Source organism: Microbacterium sp. NPDC090281 (assembly GCF_044769635.1).
Taxonomy (GTDB): Bacteria; Actinomycetota; Actinomycetes; order Actinomycetales; family Microbacteriaceae; genus Microbacterium.
In genome coordinates this window covers 502,323-519,335 of record NZ_JBIVYH010000002.1, presented here as the reverse complement: position 1 = coordinate 519,335, position 17,013 = coordinate 502,323, and the positions used below count along the sequence as shown (strand labels likewise).

Annotated in this window: 17 protein-coding genes; 8 read left to right on the top strand and 9 right to left on the bottom strand. The window is 67.5% G+C overall.

Annotated features, from left to right (window positions below):
• Positions 1 to 8: 8 nt before the first annotated feature.
• Positions 9 to 566, bottom strand: coding sequence for a nucleoside phosphorylase (locus tag ACIQTX_RS16705; RefSeq protein WP_402974175.1), 558 nt, complete (start codon positions 564 to 566; stop codon positions 9 to 11).
• A 108-nt stretch (positions 567 to 674) separates the two neighbouring features.
• On the opposite strand from ACIQTX_RS16705, the gene nadE reads away from it, so the two are divergent.
• The 3 genes from nadE (at position 675) to ACIQTX_RS16690 (ending at position 5,823) form a co-directional block, all read left to right on the top strand.
• Complete coding sequence (gene nadE, locus ACIQTX_RS16700; RefSeq protein ID WP_402974172.1) at positions 675 to 1,493, top strand: ammonia-dependent NAD(+) synthetase; 819 nt, start codon at positions 675 to 677, stop codon at positions 1,491 to 1,493.
• A gap of 83 nt (positions 1,494 to 1,576) precedes the next feature.
• Complete coding sequence (locus tag ACIQTX_RS16695) at positions 1,577 to 5,047, top strand: TM0106 family RecB-like putative nuclease (protein WP_402974169.1); 3,471 nt, start codon at positions 1,577 to 1,579, stop codon at positions 5,045 to 5,047.
• The gene (locus ACIQTX_RS16690; RefSeq protein ID WP_402974166.1) at positions 5,044 to 5,823 is read left to right on the top strand and encodes a hypothetical protein; all 780 of its coding nucleotides are present in this window, start codon (positions 5,044 to 5,046) and stop codon (positions 5,821 to 5,823) included. The genes ACIQTX_RS16695 and ACIQTX_RS16690 overlap by 4 nt, the downstream gene beginning before the upstream one ends.
• A 7-nt stretch (positions 5,824 to 5,830) precedes the next feature.
• On the opposite strand, the gene upp is transcribed toward ACIQTX_RS16690, so the two are convergent.
• Complete coding sequence (gene upp / locus ACIQTX_RS16685) at positions 5,831 to 6,463, bottom strand: uracil phosphoribosyltransferase (RefSeq protein WP_028502151.1); 633 nt, start codon at positions 6,461 to 6,463, stop codon at positions 5,831 to 5,833.
• 81 nt (positions 6,464 to 6,544) lie between these two features.
• Here upp and tadA point away from each other — a divergent pair, with 81 nt between their 5' ends.
• Positions 6,545 to 7,000 carry a tRNA adenosine(34) deaminase TadA gene (gene tadA, locus ACIQTX_RS16680; RefSeq protein WP_402974163.1) on the top strand — a complete coding sequence of 152 codons (456 nt, stop codon included), beginning with the start codon at positions 6,545 to 6,547 and terminating at the stop codon, positions 6,998 to 7,000.
• A gap of 16 nt (positions 7,001 to 7,016) precedes the next feature.
• Here the strand turns inward: tadA and ACIQTX_RS16675 are convergent, their stop codons facing one another.
• Positions 7,017 to 7,988: a cation diffusion facilitator family transporter gene (locus ACIQTX_RS16675; RefSeq protein ID WP_028502153.1), complete on the bottom strand. Its 972-nt coding sequence runs from the start codon at positions 7,986 to 7,988 to the stop codon at positions 7,017 to 7,019.
• 59 nt (positions 7,989 to 8,047) lie between these two features.
• Between ACIQTX_RS16675 and proC the strand changes: the two genes are divergently transcribed.
• Positions 8,048 to 8,887 (top strand): pyrroline-5-carboxylate reductase, encoded by an 840-nt coding sequence (proC, locus tag ACIQTX_RS16670; protein ID WP_402974160.1) that lies wholly within the window; start codon positions 8,048 to 8,050, stop codon positions 8,885 to 8,887.
• A gap of 4 nt (positions 8,888 to 8,891) precedes the next feature.
• Complete coding sequence (locus tag ACIQTX_RS16665; RefSeq protein WP_028502155.1) at positions 8,892 to 9,179, top strand: DUF1905 domain-containing protein; 288 nt, start codon at positions 8,892 to 8,894, stop codon at positions 9,177 to 9,179.
• 30 nt (positions 9,180 to 9,209) lie between these two features.
• Here the strand turns inward: ACIQTX_RS16665 and ACIQTX_RS16660 are convergent, their stop codons facing one another.
• The 4 genes from ACIQTX_RS16660 to ACIQTX_RS16645 all read right to left on the bottom strand — a co-directional run bounded on the left by ACIQTX_RS16660 (position 9,210) and on the right by ACIQTX_RS16645 (position 13,730).
• A complete protein-coding gene (locus ACIQTX_RS16660; protein ID WP_402974157.1) occupies positions 9,210 to 10,802 on the bottom strand; it encodes a hypothetical protein in 1,593 nt (530 codons plus the stop codon).
• Positions 10,784 to 11,560 carry an ABC transporter ATP-binding protein gene (locus ACIQTX_RS16655; RefSeq protein WP_402974154.1) on the bottom strand — a complete coding sequence of 259 codons (777 nt, stop codon included), beginning with the start codon at positions 11,558 to 11,560 and terminating at the stop codon, positions 10,784 to 10,786. Before ACIQTX_RS16655 ends, ACIQTX_RS16660 begins: the two co-directional genes overlap by 19 nt.
• 75 nt (positions 11,561 to 11,635) lie before the next feature.
• The gene (locus ACIQTX_RS16650) at positions 11,636 to 12,307 is read right to left on the bottom strand and encodes a TrkA family potassium uptake protein (protein WP_028502158.1); all 672 of its coding nucleotides are present in this window, start codon (positions 12,305 to 12,307) and stop codon (positions 11,636 to 11,638) included.
• Positions 12,300 to 13,730 (bottom strand): TrkH family potassium uptake protein, encoded by a 1,431-nt coding sequence (locus tag ACIQTX_RS16645; RefSeq protein ID WP_402974150.1) that lies wholly within the window; start codon positions 13,728 to 13,730, stop codon positions 12,300 to 12,302. The genes ACIQTX_RS16650 and ACIQTX_RS16645 overlap by 8 nt, the downstream gene beginning before the upstream one ends.
• Before the next feature lie 107 nt (positions 13,731 to 13,837).
• Between ACIQTX_RS16645 and ACIQTX_RS16640 the strand changes: the two genes are divergently transcribed.
• Positions 13,838 to 14,254, top strand: coding sequence for a helix-turn-helix transcriptional regulator (locus tag ACIQTX_RS16640; RefSeq protein ID WP_028502160.1), 417 nt, complete (start codon positions 13,838 to 13,840; stop codon positions 14,252 to 14,254).
• A 71-nt stretch (positions 14,255 to 14,325) separates the two neighbouring features.
• Positions 14,326 to 15,036 (top strand): DUF2071 domain-containing protein, encoded by a 711-nt coding sequence (locus ACIQTX_RS16635; protein ID WP_402974147.1) that lies wholly within the window; start codon positions 14,326 to 14,328, stop codon positions 15,034 to 15,036.
• A 162-nt stretch (positions 15,037 to 15,198) separates the two neighbouring features.
• On the opposite strand, the gene ACIQTX_RS16630 is transcribed toward ACIQTX_RS16635, so the two are convergent.
• Together ACIQTX_RS16630 and ACIQTX_RS16625 are read right to left on the bottom strand one after the other, a co-directional pair.
• Positions 15,199 to 16,026 (bottom strand): ABC transporter permease, encoded by an 828-nt coding sequence (locus ACIQTX_RS16630; protein ID WP_402974144.1) that lies wholly within the window; start codon positions 16,024 to 16,026, stop codon positions 15,199 to 15,201.
• The gene (locus ACIQTX_RS16625) at positions 16,023 to 16,916 is read right to left on the bottom strand and encodes an ATP-binding cassette domain-containing protein (protein ID WP_402975568.1); all 894 of its coding nucleotides are present in this window, start codon (positions 16,914 to 16,916) and stop codon (positions 16,023 to 16,025) included. Before ACIQTX_RS16625 ends, ACIQTX_RS16630 begins: the two co-directional genes overlap by 4 nt.
• Positions 16,917 to 17,013: the final 97 nt, after the last annotated feature.

Sequence of the window (17,013 nt, the reverse complement as noted above, 5' to 3'; positions counted from 1 at the left end):
CCGCCTGCTCAGACTCCGTATTCGCTGAGGATGAAGTCGCGCAGCTGAACGCTGCAGCGTGCGACTGCGTCGCGCCAGTCCGTCAGTGCGCCGTCCTCGGCCTGGTCGGACACTGCGCGGAACACGCGGATCGGCACATCGAACTGCCCAGCCACCCAGATGTAGGCGTAGGTCTCCATGTCGACCAGGGCCGCGCCTGACGGACGGATCAAGGAGGTGACCTCGGCGTCCTCGACGAAGTGGTCGCCCGTCGCGATCAGCACGCCGTCGCGCCCGGTGCTGACGCGCGCCGGCAGAGACACGTGCTGCCCCGAGACGCCGTCGAGGTCGGTGACGTCGTGCTGGAACGCGGTGCCGACCTCGTGCACTGTCGCCTCGAGGTCAGGATCGATCGCTCCGGCGGTGCCGACGACCACGATCTCGTCGTAGACATTCGCGTCGAGTGCGCGGGTCAGCCCATACGCCGCCTGCAGCTTCCCCGGCCCGGTCACGAGGCGGTCGAAGCCGTCGAGCTCCTCCGGAAATGCGGTCAGTTCGGATTCGAGGGCAGCGACGAGAAGTTTCACTGCCCCATTCTCTCAGGTCTTCGCTGGCAGGAGCATACGAACGCCGCGGCGTCACCCGGGTGTAACACGGAAGGGCGATACTGATTCGAGGACAAGACGGAGGATGACATGTCGTTGCAGAAGCAGATCTCTGAAGACCTCGGCGTCAGGCCCGAGATCGACCCCGAGGCCGAGATCGAGCGCCGGGTCGGGTTCCTCACCGATTACCTCCGCACGACCGGAGCCAAGGGCTATGTGCTCGGCATCTCCGGCGGGCAGGACTCCACGCTGGCGGGCCGCCTCGCGCAGCTCGCGGTGGAGCGGGTGCGAGCCGAGGGAGGAGAGGCGAAGTTCCTCGCGGTGCGACTGCCCTACCGGGTGCAGCACGATGCCGCAGATGCCGAGGCCGCGCTCGATTTCATCGCGCCCGACTCCTCGGTCGAGGTCAACATCCAGAACGGGGTCGACGGTGTCGAGGAAGACATCGAGTTCGCGGTCACGAGCGACATCAGCGACTTCAACCGGGGCAACATCAAGGCACGCGTGCGCATGGTCACGCAGTACGCGCTCGCAGGCCACGACGGGATGCTGGTGATCGGCACCGACCACGCCGCCGAGGCGGTGACCGGCTTCTACACGAAGTTCGGCGACGGTGCGGCCGATATCCTCCCGCTGTCGGGGCTCAGCAAGCGGCAGGGGCGTTCGCTGCTGCAGTTCCTCGACGCGCCGGATCGTCTCGCGTTCAAGGTGCCCACCGCAGATCTCCTCGACGGTCAGCCCGGCCGGGCTGATGAGGACGAGCTCGGCCTCACCTACGAGCAGATCGACGACTTCCTCGAAGGCCGTCAGGTCGACCCCGAGGTCGCCGGTCGTATCGAGGCGAGGTACCTGGCGACGCAGCACAAGCGCCACCTCCCTGTAACTCCCGACGACACCTGGTGGCGCTGACCTCGCGCCTTCGAGAGCCACACGCTTTCGCCCGTGTCGGATGCCGCGGATAGTGTCGAAGCATCCGACAGAACGGGAGCATCGTGCGGATCGACACTCAGGCGCAGCGCGTCATCTGGAGCGCGAGCGACCTCAAGGCGGCCGCGGAATGCGAGTTCGCGTGGTGTCGGGTGATCGACGCGAAGCTGGGCAGGGTGCCCGCCGTCGAAGAACCCGAAGATGCGACGCTGAAGCGGGCCGCACAGCTCGGTGACGTGCATGAGCAGAACGTGCTCGCCCGCTACATCGAAGATCTCGGCGACGAGAACGTCCATCGCGTCGAGAAGGTGTCCTCCGTCGATGCCGAGGCTCTGGCCGCCGCGATCGACGAGACGGTGGCGGCACTCCGCTCCGACGTGCAGGTGGTCTTCCAGGCGGCGTTCGCGACCGAGGAGTTCGTGGGGTTCGCCGACTTCCTGCGTAAGGACGACGACGGGCGGTGGCGTGTTCAGGACTCGAAGCTCGCACGCAAGGCCCGAGTCACCGCACTCATGCAGCTCGCGGCATATGTCGATCAGCTCGACCGTCTGGGCATTCCTCGCTCCGATGAGGTCGACCTCATCCTCGGCGACAGCACGCTCAGCACCCACGCCGTCGATGATCTGCTTCCGCTGTTCCAGGTGCGTCGGGCGCGGCTGCGCGCGCTCATCGCAGATCGCCGCATCGCCGATGGTGCAGCAGGCGCTCCTCTCGCCTGGGGCGACGACCGAGGCGATCTGCAGGTGGTGGCCTGCGGTCGTTGCGCGACCTGCGAGGAGCAGGTGCTCGCGCACCGGGATCTGCTGATGGTCGCACGCATGCGTCCGGTGCAGAGGGCGCGTCTTCGGGCAGCCGGAATCGAGACGATCGATGGGCTTGCCGCTGCCTCCGAGGCGCCGGAGGGCATGAACGTCGACACGTTCGAGACCCTTCGCGCGCAGGCGCGGTTGCAGCTGCGCGCTGATGCAGAGGGCGTACCGACTTACGACGTGCACTACGCCCCGGCGATCCACACGCTCCCGTTGCCCAGTCACGGTGACATCTTCTTCGACTTCGAAGGCGATCCCCTCTACACCGAGCCCGCCCCCGATGGCGAGGCGCACTGGGGGATCGATTACCTCTTCGGCTGGGTCGACAACGCCGATCAGTACTCGGCGCTGTGGGCGCACACCTTCGCAGACGAGAAGCGCGCTCTCGAGACGTTCCTCGACTTCGTGAATGTGCGCAGGGCCGCTCACCCAGGCATGCACATCTACCACTACGCGCCGTACGAGACCTCGCACCTCGTGGCGATGGCGGCTCGCCACGGCGTGCGCGAGGGAGAGGTCGACAGGCTCCTGAGAGAAGGAGTGTTCGTCGACCTCTACCCGCTGGTGCTGCGCACGGTCCGCGTCGGTTCCCGGTCCTACTCGATCAAGAAGCTCGAGCCGCTCTACATGGGCGAAGACGTGCGCACGAGCGACGTGCAGAAGGGCGACGACTCGATCGTGCAGTACGTCGCGGCACGGGAGCTCGCGGCCGCAGGGGAGCAGAGCGAGGCAGATGCGGTCTTCGCCGACCTCGCGGACTACAACAGGTACGACTGCGTGTCGACACGGCGGCTGCGCAACTGGCTCATCGACATCGCCAGGGCGAAGGGTGTCGCTCCCGCGCCGCCCGACGATGCGGACGAGGTCATCTACGAGCCGTCGCCCCGATCGGTCGCGCTGCTCGCCGATGCGGAGCGTGCTGTAGAGGCCGGCAGCGACGGGCTGGTGCACCGGATCGCCGCCGCTGCGATCGACTACTTCCCGCGAGAGGCGAAGAGCTTCTGGGTGTCGCACTTCCAGCGACTCCGTGAGCCGGTGACGATGTGGGACGGCACTCGTGACGTGGTGCGGATCGACCGCCCGTCGTCGACTGTCCGCCGTGACTGGAGCATCGGCGAGGGGCGTCGGGTGATGTCACGCGATATCGAGATCCGGGGAGAAGTGTCGCCGGGGACCACCTTCGGCCCGGGGGCCCAACCCTTCGCCCTCTACGAGGTTCCTGCCCCTTTCGACACCGAGGTGCCGTCGCGAGCGGTTCACGTTCCGCATACGGTCACGGTGACCCAGGTGCTCGACGACGGCTATCTCGTCACCGAGTCCGCTGTACAGGGGCAGACGTGGGACGAGCTGCCGCTCGCCCTCACGCCGGCTGCCCCTCCGCGCGTGGTGTCGCTGCAGGGCGCGATCGACGAGTGGGCCGATACCGTGCACGCAGCTGCTCCGGACTTCCCCGCGGATGCTGCGACCGACATCCTGCGTCGCCTCCCTCCGCGCACGGTCTCGGGGAGCGCGCTGCCCGATGCCGGAGATGACACCATCGACGCGATCGTGCGCGGCATCCTCGACCTCGACCGCAGTTATCTCGCGGTGCAGGGTCCTCCGGGGACGGGGAAGACCTACACGGGTTCCCGGGTGATCGCACGTCTCGTGAACGAGCATGGCTTCAAGATCGGAGTCGTCGCGCAGTCGCACGCGATCATCGAGACGCTCCTCGCGCGCGTCGTCGCCGACGGTGTCGCGCCCGCGCAGGTCGCGAAGGCGCCGAAGGACCCCGAAGCCGAGCCGCCGTACACGGTGATTCCGAAGAACGGGATGGCGTCTTTCCTCGCTGAGCACCCGGGAGAAGGCGCCGTCGTCGGCGGCACGGCCTGGGACTTCAGCAACATCCAGAGGGTTGCCCGCGCAGGACTCGACCTCCTCGTGATCGACGAGGCAGGACAGTTCTCGCTCGCCTCGACGATCGCCGTCGCGGCAGGGGCGAAGCGGCTCCTGCTCCTCGGCGATCCGCAGCAGCTCCCGCAGGTGAGCCAGGGCGCCCACCCGGAGCCGGTCGACACCTCCGCCCTCGGCTGGGTGATGGACGGCGATCCGGTCGTGCGCCCCGAGTACGGCTACTTCCTGGCCCGGTCGTGGCGGATGCATCCGTTCGTGGCCGCTCCGGTGTCGAAGCTCGCCTACGCCGGACAGCTCGCATCGGCACCCGGTACCGAGCTTCGATCCGTCGACGGCATCGACCCGGGGCTGAAGGTCGTGCCGCTCCGACATCGCGGCAACGCCACGCAGTCACCGGAAGAGGCAGCCGAGGTCGTACATCTCGTGCGAGATCTGATCGGTCGAGCCTTCACCGACAACGATTCAGAGGCCTCGACGAGAGCGCTGATGCAGTCCGACATCATCGTCGTCACGCCCTACAACGCCCAGCGTCAACTGGTACTCGATGCGCTCGCCGACGCGGGCTTCCCCGAGGTGCCCGTGGGCACGGTCGACAACTTCCAGGGCAAGGAGGCGGTCGTCTCGATCACATCGCTCGCGGCGTCGAGTGGCCGAGATGCACCTCGCGGCCCGGAGTTCCTGTTGCTGCAGAATCGGCTCAACGTGGCGATATCCCGAGCCCAGGTCGTCGCCTACCTGGTCCATTCGCCGGCGCTTCTCGATGATCTGCCGTACACGCCGGAAGGAGTCGCCCGGCTCAGCGCCTTCGCCCGCCTGGTCGGAGCGGCGGAGTGAGCGCCCACACGGTCGACGAGATCCTGCGCGCGGCGGCGGCGTGGGTATGGTTCCCCCGCGACAGCGAGCACGAACGTGAAGATCTGTTGCTCGTGCGAGACCCGGAGAGGTTCGGCGGCGGAGTGCGCGGTTCTCAGGTGGATTCGCGCCTCGACCCCGCTGGAGTGGTCGACCGTGCTCTGGCGAGGACGAAAGCATGGGGCGCGCCTCGACTCACGTTCTGGACGAGCTCTGCTGACCGGCCGGATCTCGAAGACGAGCTGCGCAGGCGTGGTGCGGAGCACATCGACACGGTGGCGGTGTTCGCACGTCCTCTCGACGACGCAGCGGTCGAGGTGCCAGACGATGTGACGGTCGAGGTCGTGCGCACGCTCGGACAGGTACTCGACGTCGACGCCGTCAATGTGCCGGTGTGGCAGCAGCAGCCACTCGATGCGGAAGGGCAGCAGGCCGAGTTCGCCGAAGTGAGCGCGGCACTCGAGGCTCGCGAGGGCTTCCGGGTTCTCGCGCGGATCGGCGGCCGTGCGGTCAGCACGGGAGGGTGCACGATCGACGACGGATTCGTCCGGCTCTGGGGCGCGTCCACACTCGAGGGAGACCGTGGGCGCGGGGCCTACCGCGCCGTCCTCGCGGAGCGCCTCCGGCAGAGCGCCGCCTGGGGTGCGAAGACGGCGCTCGTCAAAGGACGCATCTCGACGTCGGCGCCGATCCTGGCGCGCGCCGGCTTCACCCACTACGGAGACGAGCGCGCCTACCGCCTGACTCTCGAGGAGTAGGTCTGAATCAGACCGTTCCGTACAGCCGATCGCCGGCGTCACCGAGACCGGGCACGATGTACCCCTTCTCGTTCAGGCGCTCGTCGAGCGCGCCGAGCACGAGCGTGACGTCGCGGTCACCCGCCATCGCCTCGATCGCCGCGACGCCCTCGGGGGTGCCGAGCAGGCAGATCGCGGTGACGTCTTTCGCGCCGCGGTCGAACAGGAACTGGATCGCGGCTGCGAGCGAGCCTCCGGTGGCGAGCATCGGGTCGATCGCGAAGCACTGGCGGTCGCTCAGGTCGTCCGGGAGACGCTCGGCGTAGGTCGTCGGCTCGAAGGTCGTCTCGTCGCGGACCATTCCGAGGAAGCCGACCTCCGCGGTCGGAAGCAACTTGACGAGGCCCTCGAGCATGCCGAGGCCGGCACGGAGGATGGGCACCACGATCGGGCGCGGCTCCGAGATCTTCACGCCCATCGTCTTGGTCACCGGCGTCGTGATCTCGACCGGGCTGACCTTCACGTTGCGCGTCGCCTCGTACGCGAGCAGCGTGACGAGCTCTTCCGTCAGTTGCCGGAAGACCGGCGACGGGGTGCGCACGTCGCGCAACACCGAGAGCTTGTGAGTGATGAGAGGGTGGTCGGCCACGTGAACACGCATGGATACAGGGTAATGCGCGGCGCGGCCTGGTACGACATCGGAAACCCCTGCCGCGTTCGGCGGCTGTCGTAGGCTCGACGCATGACCGCTGCCGACGACCTTGCGATGCAGCGTGCGCTCGCTCTCGCTGCTGAGGCTGCAGCGGCCTCCGAGATACCGGTCGGCGCGGTGGTGCTCGATGGCGAAGGACACATCATCGCCGAAGGGCGCAACACCCGCGAGGCGACTCATGATCCGACCGGTCACGCCGAGATCGAGGCGCTGCGTCGTGCCGCGGCATCCGTAGGTTCCTGGAACCTCGAGGGGCACACGCTCGTCGTGACCCTCGAGCCGTGCATCATGTGCGCGGGAGCGATCCTGCAGGCGCGCATCGGCCGTGTGGTGTTCGGCGCGTGGGACGACAAGGCGGGGGCCGCGGGGTCGATGTACGACGTGCTGCGCGACCGACGGCTGCCCTATCGCGCCGAGGTGATCGGTGGCGTCGAGGTCGATGCATCGACGGCGCTGCTGCGCACGTTCTTCGAACAGCGCCGCTGAGCCCGCCGGCTGAAGGTCAGTCCGAAGACTTGAGCACGAACACGTCGGTCGAGGGCTCGGGGTCGATCGCCGGGCGATAGATGTCCGGCTCGATGTAGACGACCCGCGCGACAGGTACGGCCTCACGGATCCGCGCCTCGATGGCGTCGATGTCGTCGGCCGCTTCGCGCAGCGGCTTGTCGGCGTTGAGGGCGATCTTCGCGGCGACCATGAGCTCGTCGGGTCCGAGGTAGAGGGTCTTCATGTGGATGATCTTCTCGATCTCGTCCCCCGCATTGATGGCGTCGACGATCCGGTCGTGGTCGGCCTGGGTAGCGCCCTCACCGACCAGGAGGCTCTTCGTCTCGACGCCCAGCACGATCGCGATCAGCACCAGCAGCACACCGATCATCACGGTTCCGAGGGCATCGAACATCGGGTTTCCGGTGATCAGGGTGAGACCGACGCCGAGCAGAGCGAAGGTGAGGCCGGTCAGCGCGCCGACGTCTTCGAGCAGCACCACCGGAAGCTCAGGAGCCTTCGCGCGACGCACGAACGACACCCACGACTGGCCCTTCTCGCGCACGAGGTTGCTCTCGCGCACGGCCGTGCGCAGCGAGAACGATTCGAGTCCGATCGCGACGACGAGCACGACGAGCGGCAGCCACCACCAGGTCTTGTCGAGCTCATGCGGGTTGGTGAGCTTCTCGACGCCCTCGTAGATCGCGAAGAGACCACCGACGGAGAAGAGGATGATCGAGACGACGAACGCGTACACGTAGCGCTCACGGCCGTATCCGAACGGGTGTGCGCGGTCGGCTTCACGGCGGGCCTTGCGTCCGCCGAGCATCAGCAGCAGCTGGTTGCCGGAGTCGGCGATGGAGTGGATCGCCTCAGCGAGCATCGATGCTGACCCGGAGAGCGCCCAGGCGACGAGCTTCGCGAGCGCGATGCCCATGTTCGCCAGGAACGCCGCGACGATGGCCTTGTTGCCTCCGGATGCACTCATGGAACGAGTCTAGAACCGCGTGCCCGAGGATGCGGGAGTGCCCGCCGTAGGATGACGACATGGCTGACTCGCTTCCTTCTCTCGCTTTCCTCGGTGCAGGCTCCATGGGCGGTGCGATCCTCCGCGGAGTCCTCGCGTCCGGCATTCGGATCGATGGCGGGATCACCGCGACCAACCGCACCGCGGAGAAGGCCGAGGCGTTTTCCGACCTCGACGGCGTCACGAGCATCGCGCTCGCCGAGCAGCCGGAGGGCAACGTCGAAGCGGCCGCGGGGGCACATATCGTGCTGGTCGGTGTGAAGCCGGCGATGGTGCCCGACCTGCTCCGCGAGATCGCCCCGCACCTGGCGACCGATGCGATCGTGGTGAGTGTCGCGGCCGGCGTCACTCTGCAGACCTTCGCCGATGTGCTCGGGGCGGAGGCCCGTGTCATCCGTTCCATGCCGAACACTCCGTCGACCGTGCGCAAGGGCGTCACCGGTCTCGCCGCCGGTGCCGCGACGACGGCTGAAGACCTCGCTCTCGTCCGCCGCCTGTTCGAGACCGTCGGCGCGGTCGTCGAGGTTCCGGAGTCGCAGATCGACGCACTCTCCACGATCTCGGGATCCGGCCCTGCGTATGTGTACCTGCTGATCGAGGAGTTCACGAAGGCCGCTGTCGGCATGGGGTTCACTGATGCAGACGCCCGGCTGATGGTGGAGCAGACCTTCATCGGCGCGACCGCACTGCTCGATGCCTCGGGCGAGGACCCCGCCGAACTGCGCCGCCGTGTCACGAGTCCGAAGGGCACGACGGAGCGCGCGGTCGCCGTGCTTCAGGACGCTCACCTCGACCGCACGTTCGCCGACGCCGCAGCCGCCGCCCTCGCCAGGGCGAAGGAACTCGCCGCCGGATCCTGAGCCCATGCAGTTGCGCATCGAAGGGGCGATCTGGTTCTGGCGCGGCCCCGCGCCGTTCCACTTCGTGACCGTGCCGCCGGTCGAGAGCGACATGATCCACGACATCGCCTCGGTCGTCACCTACGGCTGGGGGATGATCCCGGCATCCGTCACGATCGGCTCCACCACCGTGACCACGGCCCTCTGGCCCAAGGACGGCGGGTACATCGTGCCGATCAAGAAGGCGCTCCAGGATCGCGAGGGCCTCGGCGTCGATGATGTCGTGGACCTTCTCCTCGACATCGACGCCTGAGCGCACGCCCTGTCGCGCCCGGCTTGGCGGTCAGCTCTCGCTGGACACTTCGGCGAGCACCTCGGGCCAGCGACGGTCGAGGATGCTTCCCCCGAGTACCGTGCCGCCCCACAGAGCGAGCGCGCCGAAGACGACACCGCACGCGAGGCTGACCCATCCGAGGGCGGGATTCCAGATCGAGGCGATCGCGAATCCGAGTGCCGGAGCACCGAGCACGAGCGTGATCGGTCCCACGATGATCATCGCGAGCAGCGACTGCACTCCGCCGGATGAACCGCGACCGAGCGGATTGGCCTCCGGTGCGGGTGCACGGCCGGGAAGGAAGCTGCCCACCCAGACTCCGGCGGCTGCCGCGATCGCGGTCATGCCGAGCCCTGCGCCCAGGCTGCCCGGCAGCAGATCCGGCCGTCCGGCGATGAGGCAGGTCGCCACGCACAGCGCGATGGTCACCGGCACGGCCACCAACCCGAAGCCGAGCAGGCGCCCGGCACGGTCTGCTGCGCCGCTCACGCCGGCCAGGATGTGGGCTGCGATCGCGTCGTTGTCGTAGGCGATCGCCATCTGCATGATCGTTCCGGTGAGCAGAGCGTTGATGGCCGGGATCAGGACGATGGCGGGGCCGAGGCCGACCGACGGCTCCTGCAACCCGTTCATGAGGGCGAGTCCGATGAAGATCGCCGGCAGCAGCAGAAGCATCACGATGTTCACCACCTGGCGGGGGTCTCGCCGGAAGTATCGGAGGGTCCGGGCGGCGATCGCCCCCGTCCGGCTGGCCGGCAGCATGCGATCGAGCAGACCGCCCGATCGCACTCGTCCACCACCGCTGCTCTGGATCGGCGAGACGAGACGTGCGGCGAGCAGCGCCTGCGCTGCGAACCACAGGGCGACGACCGTGGCGAGGGTGACCAGCAGACGCAACGCGGCGGCGAGGAGGTCGCCCTGCGCGACGGATGCCGAAACGCCGAACACCGCACCGACCGGTGTCCAGCCGACGACGTCGGCGATCCTGGTGAGCGCTTCGCCGATGTCGCCCACTCTGGACAGCGCCCCGATTCCGAGATTGAGCAGAAGCCCCGAGGATGCCAAGAGCACGATGCCGAGCGTCACCACCAGGTCGCGGGTGCTGCGTCGGGCCAGCCACCCCGCGAGGACGCCACTCACGACGCGGGCGCCGAGCACACAGGTGACGACGGTGACGGGGATCATGATCAGAGCGGTGAGCATCGCCGGCAGACTCACCGACCAGCCGAGGAGCATCAGCACCAGAGCGGACGCCGTGCCGATGCCGCCGATGGTCGTCGCCCCGGCCACCACGAATCCCGGCAGCAGCGATCGTGCGGTCACCGGCAGCAGCGCGAAGCGCTCGGGGGCGAGTGAATCGTCTGCGCTGACCAGGATCGAGCCGACCCACCACGCGAGCACGATCACGGACCCTGCGAGCACGATGGCGGTGACCGCGCCATCCGGCGCCGCGAATCGCAGGGCGACGAGACCCGCCGTCAGACCGGCGAGGAATCCCAGAGCGACCATCCCGGTGATGATCAGGGTGACGAGCATCCAGGGGTTCCGTGACAGCTGATGGCGCAGCTGGCGCCAGCGCAGGCCTACGAGGAGCGCAACCACGCGAGCGTCTCCGTTCCGAGGTCGTGTGCTCCCACGAGCGTGAGGAAGCGCTGCTGCAACGACAGCCCGGCGCGCACTTCGTCGAGGGTGCCGTGCGCGAGCAAGCGCCCTTCGGCGACGATGGCGACCCGATCGCACAGCGATTCAACGAGCTCCATCACATGGCTGGAGAGGACCACGGTGCCACCGCCGTCGACGAACGATCGCAGGATCTGGCGGATCGTCTCTCCCGACACCGGATCGACGGCCTCGAGCGGCTCGTCGAGGATGAGCAGCCGGGGTGCGTGGATCAGCGCACAGGCGAGACCGATCTTCTTGCGCATGCCGGCGGAGTAGTCGACGACGAGCGTGTCCCGCGCGTCGGCGAGCCCCAGCGCTTCGAGGAGGTCACCGCTCCGGGAGACGACCTCGGCCTCGGCCATACCTCGCAGCAGGCCGGTGTACCGCAGCAGCTCGGCTCCCGTGAGCCGGTCGAGCATGCGGATGCCGTCGGGAAGCACGCCCATGCGCGCCTTCGCCTGTGCGGGGTCGTGCCAGACATCCGCGCCGAGCACCCAGGCTGTGCCGGCATCAGGGCGCAGCAGGCCCGTCGTCATGGCGAGCGTCGTCGTCTTGCCCGCACCGTTGGGACCGAGCAGGCCCAACATGGATCCGGCCGGCACGTCGAGGGAGAGATTGTCGACGGCGACCTTCTGCCCGTACTGCTTGTGAAGCCCGCGAAGGGCGAGGACGGGCGGGGCCGCTGTGGGGTCGGTCATGGCTCCCATCCCACCACGACGGCGGAAGCCGGCACATCCGCCGCGAGGGGGAGGGCGGAAACCGGCGGTGCGGTGTCAGCGGTCGAGCCCGGCGAAGCGCTCGATGTCGCTGTTGGTGCCCGACACGATGATGAGGTCGTGGTTCGTGACGATGGTGTTCGCCTCGGCGTAGCGGAACGGCTTGCCCGGGCTCTTCACACCCACGACGGTGACCTTGTACTTCGAGCGCACGCCGGACTCGTTCAGACCGACGCCGCGGATGAACTTCGGCGGGTACATCTTGGCCAGCACGAAGTCGTCGTCGAAGCGGATGAAGTCGAGCATCCGTCCGCTCACGAGGTGCGCCACGCGTTCGCCGGCTTCGCGCTCGGGGTAGATGACGTGGTTCGCCCCGACACGGGCGAGGATCTTGCCGTGCGACTGCGAGACGGCCTTGGCCCAGATCTGGGGGACCTTGAGGTCGACCAGGTTCGCGGTGATGAGCACAGAGGCCTCGATCGAGGAGCCGACCGCGACCACGGCGACCTGGAAGTCCTGCGCACCGATCTGCCGCAGTGCATCGATGTTCTTCGCGTCACCCTGCACGGTGTGCGTGACCCGATCGGACCACTTCTGCACGAGCTCGAGGTTGTCGTCGATCGCGAGCACCTCGCGCTCGAGGCGATCGAGCTCTCCGGCGCAGGCAGCACCGAACCGACCGAGGCCGATGACGAGGACGGGCGCATCGCCCCGGAGGACTTCAACCAACGATCGGCCTTTCCACGGGCAGTGAGTAGTACTGCGTTCGTGATGTCGCGGCGACTGCCGCGGCGAGTGTCACTGTACCAACGCGCCCCATGAAGATGGTCGCGGCCATGACGTACGACGCCGAATCGGGGAGCTCCGCTGTGAGCCCGGTCGACAGACCGACCGTGCCGAATGCCGAGATCACATCGAAAAGGACATGACTGATGTCGGCTTTCGTGATCTGGGCGATCACGATCGTCGAGAGCGCGACGATGGTCGCACCCCATGCGACGACGCTGAGGGCCACGCGCTGTACGTCGCTCGGGATGCGGCGACCGAAGGCCTCGACCGACTGGCGGCCCTTCGCCTCCGACCAGACGGCGATCGCCAGCACGGCCAGGGTTGTGACCTTGATGCCGCCGGCGGTCGAGGCGGAACCGCCGCCGACGAACATCAGCATGCTGGCGGCGAGCAGGGACGAGCCGTTCAGGTCGTCCATCTCGATCACGTTGAAGCCACCGGATCTGGTCATCGCCGAGAGGAAGAACGCTTGGAACGTGGTGTCGGCGGCATCCATGGAGCCGAAGGTCTTCGGGTTGTTGAACTCGAGGACGACGAACACCACGGCGCCGAGGAAGAACAGCAGCACGGTCGTGACGAGGGTGAGCTTGGTATGCAGCGACCAGCGCTTCACGTGCCAGACGTGCTTGGCGAGGGTGTAGATGACGGGGAAGCCGATGCTGCCGAGGAAGACGCCCACCATGAGGAGGGAGAGCACGAGATAGTCGTCGGCGAACACGGCGACGCCGCCGTCGTTCGGGGCGAAGCCCGTGTTCGTGAAAGCCATCGCGGCGAAGTAGGGGGCCTCCCAGAGCGCCGCGATCGGGTGGACATTCGCCATCACGAGCGCGGGGTACAGGAGGATCGCCAGCGAGGCTTCGATGATCAGCGCGGAGACGGCGACCGTTGTCAGCAGCTGGCCGACTTCGCCCAGCCGCACGGTCTGACTCTCGTTGACCACGCCGCCGTGCGCGCGCATCGGATTGGTGTCGCCGGCTGCCATCAGCTTGGCGCGCAACCCGAGGCGCTTCGAGATCAGCATGCCCATGAGGGAGGCGAGTGTGAGGACGCCGAGAGCGCCGATGTTCACGCCGAGGAAGATGAGGACATGCCCGAACGGTGACCAGTAGTTCGCCATGTCGACCGTCGCGAGCCCGGTGACGCAGATGGTGGAGACGGCTGTGAAGAGCGCGTCGCTCAGCGGGGTGACCGTGCCGCTGGCGGAGGCGATCGGCAGCGAAAGCAGCACTGTGAAGACGAGGATGAGCAGAGCGAAGATGACGATCGCGAAGCGCGAGGGCGACGAGGTGACGAGGTGCTTCACCCAGCCGGCGGCACTCTTGAGGCTCTGCCGCGGGGACGACGCCGAAACGATGCCCGACATCGCTTCCCCCCTTTTCGTTCCTGCCTCATCCGCGCAAGCGGTCTCGCGACGTCTGTCGCCGAGCCTTCGTCATGGTACTCCGTGCCGGGGACGACTACCCTGATCTCATGACGGACATCTTCGACGTGATCGCAGACGGTACGAGGCGAGACATCCTCCAGCTCCTGCTGCGACGCACGGCCGAAGGCGAGACCGGCACCAGCGTCAGCCAGATCGTGGCCGACCTCGGCATCAGTCAGCCCACGGTGTCGAAGCATCTGAAGGTGCTGCGCGATGCCGAGCTGGTCACCGTCCGCGAAGACGGGCAGCGCCGGTTCTACAGTCTCGCCGTCGAGCCGCTCGAGGTCGTCGACGACTGGCTGGTGCCGTTCCTGGTCGACGCGTTCGGCAACGGTGCGCCGGACATCGACTACCCGGGCATCCCGCTCCCCGACAGCGCGGCGCATGCCGCTGAGGTCGTCGGTCGTGCGGCAGCCTCGGCCAAACATGTGGTCGCGACCGCCCTCAAGAGGCTGGGCGCCTGACCCATCGCAATGTCGGAGAGCAGCACTCGCAGAGGCTTGTAGCTATTTAGCGAAACTGTTAAATTGAGCTCATGAGCATTTCGATGAGCACGATCCGTGGCCGCATGCGGCGTCGACTGCTGTTGACGTATCGAGTGGATCCAACAGTGGCGCGGAGCGTCATTCCCGCGCCGTTCCGCCCGCAGATCGTCGACGGGAGCGCCGTAGGAGGCGTCTGCCTGATCGCGCTGACCGAGCTCCGTCCTGGCTGGGTCCTGCCGCGAATCGGTGTTTCCGCCGAAAATGCCGCGCACCGATTCGCGGTCGAATGGGATGAGGGCGAAGAGACTCGCACGGGCGTCTACGTCATGGAACGCCACACCTCTGGCGTCGTTCCTGTCATCGGGGGAGGCCGGTTCTTCCCCGGGGTGCAGCAGCGAGCACGATTCGATGTCGAGGAGAGCGGATCGCGCTTCCAGGTTCGGATGGACGCACCGGGAGCGCACGTCGAGGCCGACATCGAGCTGACGGACGAGTGGGAGAGCACGCTCTTCTCCACTATCGATGACGCCTCGCAGTTCTATCGGGCTGGTGCGATCGGCTGGTCACCGCGCCGTGACGACCGAGGCGCCGAAGCGCTGGAGTTGACCTCGACGCGGTGGGAGGTCGAGGCCGGGCGGGTGAGAGAGGTGTCTTCCTCGTTCTTCGATCGCCTTCCGAGCGGGTCTGCCGAGATCGACAGCGTTCTGGTGATGCGCGACATCCCCGTGACCTGGCAGGCGCCGGGCATGACTCGCCCCTGACGACAGGGGGCTTGTCGTCAGGGGCGAGGTGCGGGTCCCCAGACCCAGGGGGCGGACTCGGCGGTGCCCACACGAGTCCTTCCTGCACATTGGCAGTCCCGGATGGGCGAAAGCCGGAGAACGTCTATGCCTCAGCTGTGATGAAGACCATCTCCGGCCCAGTCAGCGGCGTCCGGCCTTGCGGCGGAACAGCCACGCGCCCCAGGTCGCCGCGATCGCGAGGATGGCCAGACACCAGCCGATCGCCCACCATGCCTCGCCCTGCAGCGGAGCATCCATGAGCAGCCCGCGGATCGTCTCGACGATGGGCGTGATCGGCTGATTGGCTGCCACGGGCTGCAGCCATTCCGGCATGCTCGCGACCGGGACGAATGCGCTGGACAGGTAGGGGAGGAAGAGCAGCACGAAGCCATAGCCGTTCGCGCCCTCCGGGCTCCCCGCCGCGAGGCCGATCGCGGCGAACAGGTAGGTGATCGCGAGGATGTAGAGCGCGATGAGGCCGGTGAAGGCGATCCACTCCCAGCCGTTCGCGCTCGGACGGAAACCGACGAGCACCCCGACGCCGATCACGATCGCGGTGGCGATGAGGTTGCGCAGCACGCTCGCGACGACGTGCCCCGTCAGCACGGCGCCGGCTCGAAGAGGCATGGTGCGGAATCTGTCGATGATGCCCGTGCGCATGTCGTTCGCGACATACACGGCCGTGGATGAGGCGCCGAAGCCGGCGCACGTGAGGATGATGCCCGGCACCACGTAGTCGACGTAGGCGCCGGATGGATCGATCGCCCCGCCGAACACCCACGTGAACATGAGCATGAGCATCACGGGGAGCATGATCGCCATGAGCAGGGATTCACCGTCGCGTAACGAGTGCCGGAGACTGCGGCCGACGAAGACGGCCTCGGCGGTCATGCCGCGCAGGCGCGGACGGGGTGAGGGAGTCGGAAGGGCGGATGCCGTGGCTCGAGGCGCGGCGACGGTGACGTTCATGCGAGCTCCTTGACGGGGCGGGTGCTTTCGGCGGGGTCTGTGACGGCGAGGAACACGTCGTCGAGGGTGGGGCGGCGCAGGGTGACGACGCCGTCTTCTCCGGCTTCGTCCAGTAGATCGAGCGCTCGCCGCAGGTCGGTGACCGTGCCGTCGGTGGGTATCTCCCTGAGGAGGTCGCCGTGGCCGTCGTGCAGCTCCACGGTGTCGCCGCCCACTCGCGCCTTCAGCTCCGCAGGGGTGCCGAGCGCGGCGATCCTGCCGTCGTGCAGTACGGCGATCCGGTCGGCGAGCTGATCGGCTTCCTCCAGGTACTGAGTCGTGAGGAAGACCGTGGTCCCCGCGCTCGCGAGCATGCGGATGATGTCCCATAGCGCGCGGCGGCTGCGGGTGTCGAGACCCGTGGTCGGCTCGTCCAGGAACAGCACTTCGGGGGTGACCACGAAGCTGAGCGCGAGGTCGAGGCGACGACGCATGCCTCCGGAGAAGGTGCGAACCATGCGGGATGCAGCATCCGTCAGGTCGAACTGTGCGATGAGGTCGGCGGCACGCCGCTTCGCCGCCGCCCGGCCGAGACCGGCCAGCCTGGCGAACATCACGACGTTCTCGGTCGCGGTCAGCGCGTCGTCGACCGCGGCCGCCTGTCCTGTGAGGCTGATCCGTCGCTGGACCTCGATCGCCTGGGTCCGGATATCCCATCCCGCGACTTTCGCCGAGCCGGCGTCGGCGGCAGCGAGGGTGGTGAGGATGTTGATCGTCGTCGTCTTGCCGGCCCCGTTCGGCCCGAGCAGGGCGAAGACCTCGCCGCGTGCGACCGTGAGATCCAACCCGTCGACGACGGTCTTCTCCTTGAAGGCCTTGCGCAGACTCTGCACTTCGATTGCTGTCTCCATCATGGTTCCCCTTTCTGTGTATGTGAGAAACTGTGTACTATCAACGCAACTGTGTATGACCGTAACACACTGTTTACTCAATAAACAGAAGTAGGAT